Source organism: Malikia sp. (genome assembly GCF_028687635.1).
Classification (GTDB): Bacteria; Pseudomonadota; Gammaproteobacteria; order Burkholderiales; family Burkholderiaceae_C; genus Malikia.
Genome location: NZ_JAQTZS010000003.1, coordinates 1 through 14,260, shown reverse-complemented (window position 1 = coordinate 14,260; position 14,260 = coordinate 1). Strand labels below are relative to the sequence as shown.

Below are 14,260 nucleotides of genomic sequence, written 5' to 3'. Positions count from 1 at the left end.
TCTTGTCGCGCTGCGGCATTACGAATCGAGGTCTTACCATCGCTACCAACCCCAACTTCCGCGACCGTCGCCAGCGCGAGGAGCGTGCGCATCGCTTGAACCGTGAGATCATGGCGCCCGAAGTGCGCCTGACGGGTCCCGAAGGCGAAGCCATCGGCGTCGTCAGCATCCATGAAGCCCTGCGCATGGCGGGCGATCTGGACGTGGATCTGGTGGAAATTGCCTCCATGGCGAATCCGCCGGTCTGTCGTCTGATCGACTACGGCAAGTTCAAGTACGCGGAGCAGAAGAAGGCGGCTGAGGCGAAGGCCAAGCAGACGGTCATCGAGATCAAGGAAATCAAGTTCCGTCCCGGTACCGACGAAGGCGACTACCAGATCAAGATGCGCAACGTGCGCCGCTTCCTGGAAGAAGGCGACAAGTGCAAGATCACGCTGCGCTACCGTGGCCGCGAGATCACGCACCAGGAAATCGGCATGGCGCTGCTGCAGCGCATCCGCGACGAGCTGGGTGACACCATCATCGTCGAGCAGTTCCCCAAGCTCGAAGGCCGCCAGATGATCATGATGATCGCCCCTGGCCGCAAGAAGGCGGGCGGCGCTGCCAAGCCGGCTGCGGAAGCCCCGGCTCCGGCCGCAAGCTGATTCGAATCGAGTTTTTCGGGTCCGGACAGGTGGGTCGCCAGTCCGGGTCCAGCGGTGCTTGCACCGCAAGCGTCGCGGGTTCGCCCGTGATGCATCGCCAAGTGGCTCGGGGCCAATACAAGACTGCGATCAGGTTCGCGGCGCCTCACGAGCACAAACCATAAGGAGCATTCCAATGCCCAAGATGAAGACCAAGAGCAGTGCGAAGAAACGTTTTCGCGTTCGTCCGGGTGGTACCGTCAAGCGCGGTCAAGCCTTCAAGCGTCACATCCTGACCAAGAAGACCACCAAGAACAAGCGCCATCTGCGCGGTGCGGTGAATGTCCATGAGACCAATATGGGTCACATGGCACAGATGCTGCCCGGCATGGGCCTGTAATTCAACGACGAACTAGGAGAATACTATGCCTCGCGTCAAACGTGGTGTCACCGCACGTGCCCGTCACAAAAAAGTCCTGGCCCTAGCCAAAGGTTTCCGCGGCCGCCGCGGCAACGTCTATCGCATCGCCAAGCAGGCGGTGATGAAGGCCGGTCAGTACGCCTACCGTGACCGCCGTAACAAGAAGCGCGTGTTCCGCCGTCTGTGGATCGCTCGTATCAACGCTGGTGCCCGTGCACTGGGCCTGACCTACAGCCAGTTCGCCAACGGCCTGAAGAAGGCTTCTATCGAAGTCGACCGCAAGATGCTGGCCGACCTGGCCGTGAACGACCCGGCCGCTTTCGCTGCCATCGTCGAGCAGGTCAAGGCCAAGCTGGCCGCCTGATGGACGCCGGGTTTTAGCGCAACCTGAAACCCGAGCATTTGAGGGCCGGCGCCGATGAGGCTCTGGCCCTTTTTTCATTTGGATTCCGTGAATCCGCTTTGGACCTTGAGATGAACGACCTCGATGCCCTGGTGAGCGCAGCGCGCGAACTGTTCGCGCAAGCCGCCACCCCCGCCGACCTGGAAAACGCCAAGGCCCAGTTCCTGGGCAAGAGTGGTCGCGTGACCGAACTCATGAAGGGCATGGCTGCCCTGAGCGTGGAAGAGAAGAAGACGCGCGGCGCCGCCGTCAACGTCGCCAAGCAGGCGATCGAGGCCGCACTCAACGAGCGCCGCGCCGCCCTGGCCGAGGCCGAACTGCAGCGTCAGCTGCAGGCCGAGGCGCTCGACGTCACGCTGCCGGGTCGCGTGCGCGGCGGCGGCGGCCTGCATCCGGTCAGCCTGACGCTGGAGCGCATCGAGGCTATCTTCGGCTCCATGGGCTTCGAGGTCGCCGATGGTCCCGAGATCGAGTGCGACTGGTACAACTTCACCGCGCTCAACACGCCCGAGGATCACCCGGCGCGTTCGATGCACGACACCTTCTATGTCGAAGGCGCCAAGGAAGGCGAGCCCAACCTGCTGCGCACCCACACCAGCCCGATGCAGGTGCGCCACGCGGTCCAGCATGTCAAGCGCCACCGCGAGGCCGCTGGCGCTGCGGCCGATGTCCCGTTTGGCGGCGCGATGCCCGAGATCCGCGTCATCGTGCCGGGTCGTACCTACCGCGTCGACAGCGACGCGACGCACTCGCCGATGTTCCACCAGTGCGAAGGCCTGTGGATCGGCGAGGCCATCAGCTTCAAGGACCTGAAGTTCGTCTTCACCGACTTCTGCCGCACCTTCTTCGAGTCGGATGACCTGGTGCTGCGCTTCCGTCCCAGCTTCTTCCCCTTCACCGAGCCGAGCGCCGAGATCGACATCGCCTTCGCGAGTGGTCCGCTGGCCGGGCGCTGGCTCGAAGTCGGCGGCTGCGGCCAGGTGCACCCGAACGTGGTGCGCAACATGGGGCTGGACCCCGAGCGCTACATCGGCTTTGCCTTTGGCATGGGCCCGGACCGCCTGACCATGCTGCGCTACGGCGTCAACGACCTGCGCCTGTTCTTCGACGGCGACATCCGCTTCCTGAGCCAGTTCCGCTGATCGCGCCCACCCCTTTTCGAGAGTGACAAGACTATGCAATTCCCCGAATCGTGGCTGCGTGAGTTCTGCAACCCGCCGCTGACCAGCCAGGAGCTGGCCGACAAGCTGACCATGGCCGGCCTGGAGGTCGAGGAGCGGGTGCCGGTGGCGCCGCCTTTCTCCAACATCGTGATCGGCGCCATCGTCGCGGCCGAGCAGCACCCCAACGCCGACCGTTTGCGCGTGTGCCAGGTCGACATCGGCCAGGGCGAGCCGCTGCAGATCGTCTGCGGCGCGCCCAATGCCCGCGTCGGCATCAAGATTCCGGCCGCGCTGGTCGGCGCCGAGCTGCCGCCCGGCGAGGACGGCAAGCCGTTCAAGATCGGCAAGGGCAAGCTGCGCGGCGTCGAGAGCTTCGGCATGCTGTGCTCGGCGCGCGAGCTGAAATTGTCGGAAGAGAACGCCGGCCTGCTCGAACTGCCGGATGACGCGCCGGTCGGTCAGTCGATCCGCGACTACCTGAAGCTCGACGACCAGCTGTTCACGCTGAAGCTGACGCCGAACCTGGCCCATTGCCTGAGCGTCCACGGCATCGCGCGCGAGCTCGCCGCGCTGACCGGCGCGCCGCTCAAGGCCCCGACCTTCCCGACCCTGGCGCCGCAGATTGCCGACACCCTGCCGGTCGAGGTGCAGGCGCCCGATCTGTGCGGTCGCTTCGCCGGTCGCGTCATCAAGGGCATCAACCCGCAGGCCCAGACCCCGGCCTGGATGGTCGAGCGGCTGGCGCGCTGTGGCCAGCGCAGCGTCTCGGCCCTGGTCGACATCTCGAACTACGTGATGTTCGAGCTCGGTCGTCCGTCGCATATCTTCGATCTGGACAAGATCCAGGGCGGCCTGCAGGTGCGCTGGGGCCGCGCGGGCGAACAGCTCAAGCTGCTCAACGGCAACACCGTCACGCTCGACGGTAACGTCGGCGTGATCGCCGACTCGCAGGCGGTCGAGTCGCTGGCCGGCATCATGGGTGGCGACGCCACCGCGGTCGGCGACGAGACGCGCAACGTCTTCGTCGAGGCCGCGTTCTGGTGGCCGAAGGCGATCGCGGGCCGCTCGCGCCGCTACAACTTCAGCACCGACGCCGGCCACCGCTTCGAGCGCGGCGTCGATCCGCAGCGGATCGTCGAGCACCTGGAGCGCATCAGCGAACTGGTGGTGCGGATCTGTGGCGGCGAGGTCGGCCCGGTGGTCGACCAGGTCATCAACGTCCCGACCCCCAAGCCGGTGACGCTGCGCGTGGCGCGCGCCTGCAAGGTGATCGGCATGGCACTGACGCAGCAGCAGTGCGCCGACGCGCTGCGCAGCCTGAGCCTGCCGGTGACCGAAGCCGAAGGTACTGTCACCGTGACGCCGCCGTCGTTCCGCTTCGACCTGCAGATCGAGGAAGACCTGATCGAGGAAGTCGCGCGCGTGATCGGCTACGAGAACCTGCCGCACACCCCGCCGCAGGCGCCCGTGACCGCGCAGATCCGTCCCGAGCGCCAGCGCGGTCCCTTCGCCGTGCGCCGCCAGCTCGCGCTGCAGGGCTACCAGGAGACGATCAACTTCAGCTTCGTCGAGGAGCGCTGGGAGAGCGACTACGCCGGCAACGCCGACCCGATCAAGCTGCTGAACCCGATCGCCAGCCAGCTCAGCGTGATGCGCAGCTCGCTGCTGGGCAGCCTGCTCAACGTGCTCAAGTTCAATACCGACCGCAAGGCCGCGCGCGTGCGCGTGTTCGAGCTCGGCCGCGTGTTCCGCAAGGACGCGAGCGTCATCGACAGCGAGACCACGGTGGCCGGTTTCGACCAGCCGATGCGCGTCGCCGCGCTGGCCTGGGGTGAGGCCGAGCAGCAGCAATGGGGCCTGCCGGCGCGCGCGGTCGATTTCTTCGATGTCAAGGGCGATGTCGAGGCGCTGCTCGCGCCGCGCGTGCTGACCTTCGAGGTCGCCGAGCACCCAGCCATGCACCCGGGCCGCTGCGCCCGCGTGCTGCTTGACGGCGTGGCGATCGGTTTCGTCGGTGAACTGCACCCGCGCTGGCGCCAGGCCGAAGGCTGGCAGCAGGCGCCGGTGCTGTTCGAGCTCGATCTGCCCGCCGTGCTCGCGCGCGATGTCGTCCAGGCGCAGCCGGTGCCGCGTCACCAGCCGGTCGAGCGCGACCTCGCGGTCGTGGTGGCCGAATCAGTCAGCCATGCCGCGCTGATGGCGGCCATCCGTGGCTCCGACGCGCAGGGTTGGCTCAAGTCGGCCGTGCTGTTCGACGTCTACCGTCCCAAGAAGGGCGCCGAACTGGCGGGCATGTCCGCCGACGAGAAGAGCCTGGCCGTGCGCCTGACGCTGGAGCGCACCGATGCGACGCTGACCGAGCAGGAAATCGACGGCGTGGTCCAGGCCGCGCTGGCCGCGCTGCAGCAGCAAGTCGGCGCGCGCCTGCGCTGATGGTGAACATGCAAGCCATGGAGCACCCCAGCGAAGAGCAGGGCGGCAACGCCCTGACCAAGGCCCAGCTGTCCGAGATCCTGTTCGAGCAGATCGGGCTCAACAAGCGCGAGTCCAAGGACATGGTCGATGCCTTCTTCGACCTGATCGCCGAAACCCTGGTCGAGGGCCAGGAGGTCAAGATCTCGGGCTTCGGCAACTTCCAGGTTCGTACCAAGGCGCCGCGTCCGGGCCGCAACCCGCGCACCGGCGAGGTGGTGGCCATCGAGTCGCGTCGCGTGGTAACCTTTCACGCGAGCCCCAAGCTCAAGGAGGCGGTGCAGTCCGGTTCTGCGACGGCCGCCTGAATCCAGCCACAAAAGCGACCACCATGATCAAGCCGATTGCCCTCGCACTATTTGCCTCCCTGATCGCATTCTCGGCTGCGGCCGAGGGTGTCAGCTGCAACGCCACCGCCACCGAGAAGAAGCTCGCCGGTGCGGCCAAGAGCAGCTTCCTCAAGAAATGCGAGAAGGATGCGCAGGCCAGTTGCGAGGCGCAGGCCAGCGAGAAGAAGCTGGCCGGCGCGGCCAAGAACAGCTCCGTCAAGAAATGCGTCAAGGACGCGGTCGGCGCCCCAGCCAGCGCTGCGGCTGGATGAACTCGGTCGACAGCGCGACGCCGAGCAGGATCACCAGTCCGTAGCCGGCCATCGCCAGCGTGACCGCCTCGTCCAGCAGCAGCGCACCATAGACCAGCGCGAACAGCGGCACCATGAAGGTCACGGTCAGCGCCTTGGCCGGGCCGGCCTCGGCGATCAGGCGGTAGAACAGCACATAGGCCCAGGCCGTGCAGAGCAGCCCGAGCACGATCAAGGCGCCCCAGGCCGCCGGGCCCGGCATCCGGTCGGGCCAGTGCCAGGCGGTCGGGAGGGCCATGACCAGCGCCGCGCCGACCAGGCTGGCCGCGGTGATGGCCAGTGCCGGCACCCCGGCCAGATACTTGCGCGTGATGCTGGCGGCAACGCCATAGCACACCGTCGCGCCCAGGCAGGCCAGCACCGCCCAGCCGGTCTGCTCGCCGCCCACGCTGACCTTGTGCCAGGACAGCAGCGTGATGCCGACAAAGCCCAGCGCCAGCCCGAGCACGCGCCAGCGGCTCGGCGCCTCGCGCAGCCAGATCCAGGCCACCAGCGCCCCGAACAGCGGCGAGCTGGCATTCAGTATCGACGTCAGCCCGGTGCTGATGTGCTGCAGCGCGTAGCAGTAGAGCGCGAACGGGATGCCGGTGTTGAGCAGGCCCACCAGCAGCAGCGGGACCCATTTGCGCCGCACCAGTCGCAGGTCACAGCGCCACAAGAGTAGCGGCAGCATGGCCAGCGCGGCGATGCCGATGCGCAGCCCCGAGGTGGCCCAGGCACCGAACTCCAGCGCGCCCATGCGCATGAACAGGAAGGAACTGCCCCAGGCAGCGGCCAGCAGCAGGAAGTCGGCCGTCAGGGATTTTGGTGTTTTCAAGGCAAGAGGGAGGGTTGAGTCTGTTCCAGCCGCAGCAGGAAGGACTTGCGTGTCAGGCCGCCGGTGTATCCCGTCAGGCTGCCGTCGGCGCCAACGACGCGATGGCAGGGCAGGATGATGGCCAGCGGGTTACGACCGACCGCCACGCCGAGCGCGCGTACCGCGCGCGGCCGACCCAGCACCAGAGCGAGCTCGCCGTAGGAAACCGTATGGCCGTAGGGAATCCGGCTCAGCGCCTGCCAGACCGACTGCTGGAAGTTGGTGCCATGGGAATAGCCCAGTGGCAGGTCGAAGTCCCGGCGGCGATGCGCGAAGTAGTCATCCAGCTGTGCGATGGTCCGCTGCAGCAGGGGGTGGTCCCGGTTGCAGGGCGCGGCCTCGGCCCAGCCCGGGATGTCGAGCTGGTCGGCGAACCAGCAGCCGCACAGCGCCTGCTGGTGGCCGACCAGCAGCAGCTCGCCGATCGGGCTGGGATAGACGGTGGAGAACAGGGGGGCGGAGGGGGTTTTCATGGGATGGGAGGGCAGGCCGTCATCATAAGCCTGCTGACAGGAGCCCAGGCCGACCAGGATTTCCTACAATGGCGAGAGTTCCCACAACCATCAATTTGTCCATGCAAGTTCCTGCCACCGCCTTCAAGGCCTACGATATCCGCGGCGTCGTCCCCGATGCGCTCAATCCCGAATTCGCGCGCGCGCTCGGCCTGGCCTTTGGCGCCCGTGCGCTGGGCTTGGGCGAGACCACCGTGGCGGTCGGCCGCGACGGCCGCCTGAGCAGCCCGGTGCTGGCCGCCGCGCTGATCGAGGGCCTGGTCGAGGCCGGGGTGCAGGTGATCGACATCGGCATGGTCACGACCCCGATGACCTACTACGCGGCCAATGTGCTGTGCCACTCCGGCATCCAGGTCACCGGCAGCCATAACCCCAAGCACCACAACGGCTTCAAGATGGTGCTGGCCGGCCGCGCGATCTACGGCGACGAGATCCAGGCGCTGCGCCAATCGATGGAGGCCGAGGACGCACCGCGTCGTGCTGGCGGCGGCGTGCGCCAGCAGGCGGTGCAGGACGACTACATCGCGCGCATCGTCTCGGACATCAGATTGGCGCGCCCGCTGAAGATCGTGGTCGACTGCGGCAACGGCGTGGCCGGTGCCTCGGCACCGCAGCTGTTCCGCGCGCTGGGCTGCGAGGTGATCGAGCTGTTCAGCGAGGTCGATGGCGAGTTCCCGAACCACCACCCCGATCCGTCCAAGCCCGAGAACCTGCGCGACCTGATCGCCAAGCTGGCGGAAACCGGCGCCGACCTCGGCCTGGCCTTCGATGGCGACGGCGACCGCCTCGGCATCGTCACCCCGAGCGGCCAGAACATCTACCCTGACCGCCAGATGATGCTGTTCGCGCAGGACGTCCTCTCAAGGGTGCCGGGCGGCCAGATCGTCTACGACGTCAAGTGCAGCCAGCGCCTGGCGCCCGCCATCCGCGAAGCCGGCGGCGTACCGCTGATGCACAAGACCGGACACTCGCTGATCAAGGCCAAGATGAAGGAAGTCGATTCGCCGCTGGGCGGCGAGATGAGCGGCCACATCTTCTTCAAGGAGCGCTGGTACGGTTTCGACGATGGCAGCTACGCCGGCGCGCGTTTGCTGGAAATCGTCAGCCGTCACGCCAACCCGGGCGCGCTGCTCGAAGGCCTGCCGACCAGCTTCTCCACCCCTGAGCTCAACGTGGCCTGCGGCGACGGCGAGCAGCATCAGCTCGTCACCCAGTTGCAGGCGATCGCGAACTTCGACGCGCCGGCCCAGGTCAACACCATCGACGGCCTGCGGGTGGACTGGCCGGACGGCTTCGGCCTGATCCGCGCCTCCAACACCACGCCGGTGCTGGTGCTGCGCTTCGAGGGCCAGACGCCCGAGGCGCTGCACCGGATCGAGGCCGAGATGCTGGCGCTGCTCAAGCGCGTCAAGCCCGACGCGGTGATCGGGGCTTCGGCGCACTGATCAAGGAGTTCAGGCCGACAGGCCTGCCAGCCGCTGCGCGCGTTCGATCAGCCGCGCGGTGCTGCCCTGGTTCTGGCGCATCCAGCCGGCGACCGCCGGGTTGGCTGCCGGGGCATGCAGGCCCAGACTGAAAGCCGCGCCCAGCGCGCGGCCGAGCGCATCGGCCGACTCCACCATCGTCACGGCGTCGAGCACCTGCAACTCGGCGTAGACCTCGCGGAAGTTGAACACCTGCGGGCCGCTGAGCACCGGCAGGCCGAGTACCAGGGGTTCGAGCGGGTTGTGGCCGCCGTTGGGTACCAGGCTGCCGCCAACATAGGCGATGTCGCTGGCCGCATAGAAGGTCATCAGCTCGCCCAGCGTGTCGACCACCAGCACGGTCCCGTTGCCGGGGGCTGATGAGCCGGGCGATGGCAGTTCGGGTGCGGGTGCCAGCGCGCTGCGTCGTACCGCTTGCAGACCGGTCGCCTGTATCGCCGCCAGCACGGCCTCGGCGCGTTCCGGGTGGCGCGGTGCCAGCACGAGAAGCGCCTGGGGCTGCTGCTCCAGCAGCAGGCGGTGCGCGGCCAATATCTGTTCTTCCTCGCCCGGGTGGGTGCTGGCGGCGATCCAGACCGGGCGCCCCTGGCCCAGCCAGTCGCGCCAGGCCTGGCCCGCCGCGACCACCTGCGGCGAGCGCTCGAGGTCGAACTTGAGGTTGCCCAGCGCCTCGACCTGATGCGCTGAAGCGCCCAGCGTGACGAAGCGCTCGGCATCCTCGCGCCCGCGCGCGCCGATCAGCGCGACACGCTGCAAGGTGGGGCCGACCAGCCAGCGCAGCCGGCGGTAGGCCTTGAAGGACTTGTCGGACAGCCGCGCATTGGCCATGATCAGCGGCAGGTCGCGACGCTGCGCGCCGGCGTAGAGATTGGGCCAGATCTCGGTCTCCATCACGACGCCCAAGCTGGGCCGGCAGCGGCGCAGGAACATCCCCACCATCCAGGGCAGGTCGAAGGGCAGGTAGCAATGCTCGACGTTGTCACCGAACATCCGCCGCACCTGCGCCGAGCCAGTCGGTGTCGTGGTCGTCACCAGCACCGCCCAGTCCGGATGGGTGCTGCGCCAGGCGCGTACCAGCGGGGCGGCGGCGACCGTCTCGCCGACCGAGACCGCGTGTACCCACAGGCGCTTGCGCTCGGGCAGAACCGGCACGAAGCCGAGCCGCTCACCCCAGCGCTTGCGGTAGTCGGGGTTGCCCTTGCCACGCAGCCACAGCCGCAGCAGGGCGAGCGGGGTCAGCAGCAGGAGCAGGGCGGTGTAGAGCAAGCGGGTCATGAGGCGACATGGCCAGGGCGGCGGATCGCCGGATGCTTCGGCGCATCCTTGAAGCGCAGCTTCCACCACAGGCCGAGCAGGGAGTCGCCACGCGAGACCGCCTTGCGCGGCAGGCTCAGCGGGTCGTCATGGGAGGTGGCAGCCGCGCGTTGGCAGGTGGTCCCGCTCAGGTAGTCGGCCTGTGCGGCGGCCTCGACGCAGCGCAGGTCATGGCTGCCATAGGGGTAGCAGAAATGGTCGACGCGGCGGCCGAGCAAGTCTTCCAGCACGTGCTTGCTGTCGCGCAGTTCGCTGTGGATGCGCTCGTCGGATTGCTGGGCCAGGCGCAGATGGGACACCGTGTGCGAACCCACCGTGAAGCCCATGGCCTGGATTTCGCGTAGCTGCGCCGCATCCATCAGAGGGGCAGGCTCAAGGCCTTCCGGTCCGACCCATGACGATGTCTTGCCGACCAGGCTGCTGACCGCGTAGACGGTCGCCGGGTAGCCATGGGCCTTGAGCACTGGCGCCGCCTGTTCCAGGAAGTCCACATAGGCGTCGTCGAAGGTCAGCACCAGCGGCTTGGCCGGCAGCATGATTTGCCCGGCCAGACCGGCCACCGCATCGTCCAGGCTGATGACCTGGTAGCCGAGCAGCTTGAACATCTGCATCTGCGCCTTGAAGCGCGGCAGATGGCAGTAGAGCGCGCCATGTGACTTGACCCGGCCCGGGAAGTCGCCGACACGGTGGTACATCAGAATTTGCATGGGCTTCATGACCGGTGTGCCTCCAGGGCTTGTTCGTAGACCTGCAGCGTCTTTTCGACCATTTGATCGGCAGAGAAGCCTGCTTCGAAGCGAGCTCTGGCGCGTGCACCGCAGCCCTGGCGCAGTTCCCGGTTGGCGAGCAGCGGACCCAGCGCCCTGGCCAGTGCGGCTGGATCGTCGGGGGGCACCAGAAAACCGTTTTGACCCTCATGGATGACCTCCCCGGTGCCGCCGACCTGGGTCGCCACGATAGGCAAGGCAAAGGCCGATGCCTCCAGCAAGGCGAGCGACAAGGCTTCGCGCCGCGACGGCGCTACCAGCAGGTCGGATGCCGCCAGCAAGGACGGAATGTCCTCGCGCTGACCGAGAAAGCGGATTCTGGCTTCGATGCCAAGTTCCCTGGTCTGGGCATGCAGCTGACGACCCAGCTCGCCACTGTCATCGCCGGCCAGCAGCAAGGTCCAGGCTTGCTGCCGCAAGGTGGACAAGGCTTGCAGCAAGGTGTCGTGGCCTTTGTCGTGGATGAAGCGTGCGGCCATCAGCATGACCGGCTCGTCCGCCAGGCCAAGGGCTGTTCGGGTGACGTCACGGTCCGCGTGCGGCAGCGCTGCGATGTCCGGGATGCCGTTGTGCACGACCTGGATGCGATTGGTATCGTAGCCCCGGTTGGCGAGAAAATCTGCCACCGCATTCGCCACGGCGATGATGCGATCGGCCCGTCCGAAATGCTTGCCGGCATTGGTCGAGTGGGCGGTCGCCACGTTGGCCATGCCCGCCAGACGCCCACCCAGTCCCGCATACCAGGCACCACGGGTCAGGTGACCATGGATCAGGTCAGCATGCTCGCGCCTGGCGAGGCGCGACAGGCGCCAGGCCGAAGGGAAGTCGGCCAAGCCGTGCAGGGGGATATGGTGCCAGCGCAATCCGGCCGCCTTGACCTGGTCGCCCAGCCAGCCGTCCATGGGGCCAGCAAATATCGGTTCATGGCCGTGCTCGCGCAGGCCTTCCATCAGCTGCAAGGCATGCCGCTCAGCACCGCCGCTGCCATGACTGTGCAGCACCATCAGGACTTTCATCGCTTGCGTGTTTCCAATAAATGGCGGTAGACGGCCAGGTTGCCCTCGCACATGGCGTCGACCGAAAAGTCGTCCAGTACCAGCTGGCGGCCGGCCTGGCCCATGCGCTCGCGCAGCTGGGCGTCGTCCAGTAGTTCGTTCATGGCCGCAGCCAGTCCGGCCACGTCGCCCGGCTCGATCAGCAGGCCGTTGATTCGATCCCGCACCGCCTCGGGCATGCCGCCGGCCCGGGTGGCGATGATCGGCACTCGGGCCGCCGAGGCCTGCAGCAGCGACACGCCCAGCCCCTCCATGTCGGCCGGGTGCACCAGCAGGTCCAGGCAGCCTAGGATGGCCGGCAGGTCATCGCGAAAACCCATCAGCCGCACATGCTCGGCCAGGCCCTGGGCGCTGATGGACTGCCTCAGCTCGGCCTCCAGTGGGCCGCGGCCGAAAATCAGCAGTTGGAGCTTCGGATGTCGGGCCAACACCTGGGGCAGGGCCGCGAGCAGATGGCGGTGGCCCTTGCGCGCGATCAGCTGGGCGACGGTGCCGACCAGCAGCGCATCGGGTGCCAGGCCAAGCGCCGCCTTGAAGCCCGCCTGGTCGTAAGCCTTCAGGTAGGGCGCTGCATCGACCGCGCTGCGCACGCAGCTGACCTGCTCGGGGGCCAGTCCCTCGGCCAGCAGCACCTGGCGGATGCCTTCCGAGATCGTGATCACCTGCTCGTACAGGCGGTACTTGAGCTTGACCACCCAGCGTCGTTCCGGGTTGTCCACACGGCGCGACAGCACGCAGGGTACGCCCGCGAGCCAGGCCGCCAGGCCGCCCCAGAGGTCGGCGCCACGCCGGCTGTGGATATGCACCAGATCGGGTTGCTCGGCGGCAATCAGCCGGCGCAGGCGTCCGACCAGGCCGAAGTCGAGATCGCCCTTCATCGGCAGCTCGAAGACGCGGGCGCTGGCACGCGCGGGCTCCGCGATATGCGCGCTAGGTGGGCAGGCCAGCAGGTTGTCCACGCCGCGCCGCGCCAGACCCTCCATGATGTAGAGCACCTGCCTGGCGCCGCCATACAGGTAGCGGCCGGACTCGACATGCAGCACCTTCATGCCTGATCCTTGGTCGCCAGCACGGTGCGCGCTTCTTCGAGCACCTGTTCGGGGCGGATGTCGCGCAGGCAGGTATAGGCGCCGTTGCAGGTCGGGCGCCGGCGGCAAGGCGAGCATTCGAGCCCGAGCCAGATCACCCGCCCATTGCGTCGCCCGGTGTCGAGGTAAGGTCGGGTCGAGCCGAACAGCGCCACCGTCGGCCTGGCAAACGCGGTGCCCATGTGCGTCAGACCGGTGTCCACGCCGATCACCAGTGCCGCGTGCTGGATCAGCGCCGCCGCTTCCGGCAGCCTGGTCGCGCCAGCCAGCGACACCACGCCGGGCGCGCCAGCGACGATGCGGTCGGCTGCCGCTCGATCGGCCGGTCCCCCCAGGATCACGGGCGTCAGCCCGAGTTCATCGCGCACCCGGGGTGCCAGCGCCTGCCAGGCATCCTCGAACCAGTGCTTTTGCGGGCGGGTCGTGAACGGGGCGAACACCGCGTAGCGCCCGGGGACCAGGCCATGTTCGGCCAGCAACGCCTGGGTCCGGACTTCGGTCTCTGCCGCGACATGCAACTGCGGCAGGAACTCGCCGACGTCGAGTCCGAGCTGCTCGGCCAGATGCAGGTATTCCGAGCTGATGCGGCGCTCATCGCCGCCCTTGGGAATGACCTCGGTCATCAGCCACTGGCTGCCCTCGCGCGAGCCCAGGCCGATGCGGCGCGGCGCACCCGTCAGCCAGGTCAGCCAGCCGCTTTTGAGCAGGCTTTGCAGGTCGATCGCCGTATCGAAGCGCTTGTCCTTGAGCAGCCTGGCGAAGGCGCGAATGCGACCGAACAGTTCGCCGAAGCGGCGCTGCTGCCAGAGCTTTTTCCATTCGCCCTTGGGCCACAGGATCAGCTCGTCGATGTTCGGGTCGGCCGCCAGCAGTTCGTAGATGCCCGGCTCGACCAGCCAGGCGATGTGTGCCTGCGGGTGGCTGCGCCTGAGCGTGGCGGCAAACGGCGAGGCGAACACCACGTCGCCGATGGCGGAGGTACGGACGATCAGGATGCGGTGGAGCGGCATGGCTTGCGAATGTAGCCTAAATTGAGATGCGAGAATCGAAGCCAGTGGCTGCTTGTCCGAGCATTTTTATTTCTGAAGATGTCAATGAAATCTGTTCCAGTTTTTCTCATCAACCTGGATCGTTCCGCTGATCGGCTGGCTCGTTGTGTGCAGTCTCTGAACGATCTCGGTCTTGAGTGGGAGAGAGTTCCTGCGGTCGACGGCAGTCAGCTTGATCGAGATGCGCGTCAAACCCCGTCCTTCAGGACGTGGAAGGATAGCGCGGACGCCGAAGGCGTCCTTGGGACGGTCAGTGCAGCGTCTGCCGGACCCAACTATACTGACCCCATGCAGCGCCTCCAGGCATTCAAGTACGAACTGCGCCCGAACGGCGAGCAGGCGCGCCGGATACGCTGCTTCGCCGGGGCGTGCCGGTTCGTCTTCAACCAGGCGCTGGCGTTGCAGAAGGCGAA

Annotated in this window: 16 protein-coding genes; 9 read left to right on the top strand and 7 right to left on the bottom strand. The window is 67.2% G+C overall.

Annotated features, from left to right (window positions below):
• Positions 1–38 precede the first annotated feature (38 nt).
• The 7 genes from infC to PHR85_RS02725 all read left to right on the top strand — a co-directional run bounded on the left by infC (position 39) and on the right by PHR85_RS02725 (position 5,683).
• Positions 39–644: a translation initiation factor IF-3 gene (infC, locus tag PHR85_RS02755; RefSeq protein ID WP_300050647.1), complete on the top strand. Its 606-nt coding sequence runs from the start codon at positions 39–41 to the stop codon at positions 642–644.
• A gap of 175 nt (positions 645–819) precedes the next feature.
• Entirely contained in the window at positions 820–1,023 is a 204-nt protein-coding gene (rpmI, locus tag PHR85_RS02750; protein ID WP_105729206.1) for a 50S ribosomal protein L35, read from the top strand.
• Between the two features lie 25 nt (positions 1,024–1,048).
• Positions 1,049–1,408 (top strand): 50S ribosomal protein L20, encoded by a 360-nt coding sequence (rplT, locus tag PHR85_RS02745; protein WP_105729205.1) that lies wholly within the window; start codon positions 1,049–1,051, stop codon positions 1,406–1,408.
• A gap of 110 nt (positions 1,409–1,518) precedes the next feature.
• Positions 1,519–2,589, top strand: coding sequence for a phenylalanine--tRNA ligase subunit alpha (gene pheS, locus PHR85_RS02740; protein WP_300050109.1), 1,071 nt, complete (start codon positions 1,519–1,521; stop codon positions 2,587–2,589).
• A gap of 33 nt (positions 2,590–2,622) precedes the next feature.
• Positions 2,623–5,043 carry a phenylalanine--tRNA ligase subunit beta gene (gene pheT / locus PHR85_RS02735; protein WP_300050105.1) on the top strand — a complete coding sequence of 807 codons (2,421 nt, stop codon included), beginning with the start codon at positions 2,623–2,625 and terminating at the stop codon, positions 5,041–5,043.
• A complete protein-coding gene (locus tag PHR85_RS02730) occupies positions 5,043–5,390 on the top strand; it encodes an integration host factor subunit alpha (protein WP_300050102.1) in 348 nt (115 codons plus the stop codon). Before pheT ends, PHR85_RS02730 begins: the two co-directional genes overlap by 1 nt.
• Positions 5,391–5,413: 23 nt before the next feature.
• Positions 5,414–5,683, top strand: coding sequence for a PsiF family protein (locus tag PHR85_RS02725; RefSeq protein WP_300050099.1), 270 nt, complete (start codon positions 5,414–5,416; stop codon positions 5,681–5,683).
• On the opposite strand, the gene PHR85_RS02720 is transcribed toward PHR85_RS02725, so the two are convergent.
• Together PHR85_RS02720 and PHR85_RS02715 are read right to left on the bottom strand one after the other, a co-directional pair.
• On the bottom strand, positions 5,640–6,539 hold the full coding sequence (locus PHR85_RS02720; protein WP_300050096.1) for a DMT family transporter: 900 nt from the start codon (positions 6,537–6,539) through the stop codon (positions 5,640–5,642). The genes PHR85_RS02725 and PHR85_RS02720 overlap by 44 nt on opposite strands.
• A complete protein-coding gene (locus tag PHR85_RS02715) occupies positions 6,536–7,051 on the bottom strand; it encodes a methylated-DNA--[protein]-cysteine S-methyltransferase (protein WP_300050093.1) in 516 nt (171 codons plus the stop codon). The genes PHR85_RS02720 and PHR85_RS02715 overlap by 4 nt, the downstream gene beginning before the upstream one ends.
• Before the next feature lie 101 nt (positions 7,052–7,152).
• Between PHR85_RS02715 and PHR85_RS02710 the strand changes: the two genes are divergently transcribed.
• Positions 7,153–8,535, top strand: a complete 1,383-nt coding sequence (locus PHR85_RS02710) for a phosphomannomutase/phosphoglucomutase (protein ID WP_300050090.1) — start codon at positions 7,153–7,155, stop codon at positions 8,533–8,535.
• Positions 8,536–8,544: 9 nt separating this feature from the next.
• Here the strand turns inward: PHR85_RS02710 and waaA are convergent, their stop codons facing one another.
• The 5 genes from waaA to waaF are packed head-to-tail and all read right to left on the bottom strand — an operon-like array spanning position 8,545 to position 13,808.
• On the bottom strand, positions 8,545–9,849 hold the full coding sequence (waaA, locus tag PHR85_RS02705) for a lipid IV(A) 3-deoxy-D-manno-octulosonic acid transferase (RefSeq protein WP_300050088.1): 1,305 nt from the start codon (positions 9,847–9,849) through the stop codon (positions 8,545–8,547).
• On the bottom strand, positions 9,846–10,604 hold the full coding sequence (locus PHR85_RS02700) for a polysaccharide deacetylase family protein (protein ID WP_300050086.1): 759 nt from the start codon (positions 10,602–10,604) through the stop codon (positions 9,846–9,848). Before PHR85_RS02700 ends, waaA begins: the two co-directional genes overlap by 4 nt.
• Positions 10,601–11,671, bottom strand: a complete 1,071-nt coding sequence (locus PHR85_RS02695; protein WP_300050083.1) for a glycosyltransferase — start codon at positions 11,669–11,671, stop codon at positions 10,601–10,603. Before PHR85_RS02695 ends, PHR85_RS02700 begins: the two co-directional genes overlap by 4 nt.
• Positions 11,668–12,759, bottom strand: a complete 1,092-nt coding sequence (locus tag PHR85_RS02690) for a glycosyltransferase family 4 protein (protein ID WP_300050080.1) — start codon at positions 12,757–12,759, stop codon at positions 11,668–11,670. The genes PHR85_RS02695 and PHR85_RS02690 overlap by 4 nt, the downstream gene beginning before the upstream one ends.
• A complete protein-coding gene (waaF, locus tag PHR85_RS02685) occupies positions 12,756–13,808 on the bottom strand; it encodes a lipopolysaccharide heptosyltransferase II (RefSeq protein ID WP_300050078.1) in 1,053 nt (350 codons plus the stop codon). The genes PHR85_RS02690 and waaF overlap by 4 nt, the downstream gene beginning before the upstream one ends.
• 327 nt (positions 13,809–14,135) lie before the next feature.
• Between waaF and PHR85_RS02680 the strand changes: the two genes are divergently transcribed.
• On the top strand, positions 14,136–14,260 hold a 125-nt coding region (locus PHR85_RS02680), incomplete at its 3' end, for a helix-turn-helix domain-containing protein (RefSeq protein ID WP_300050643.1).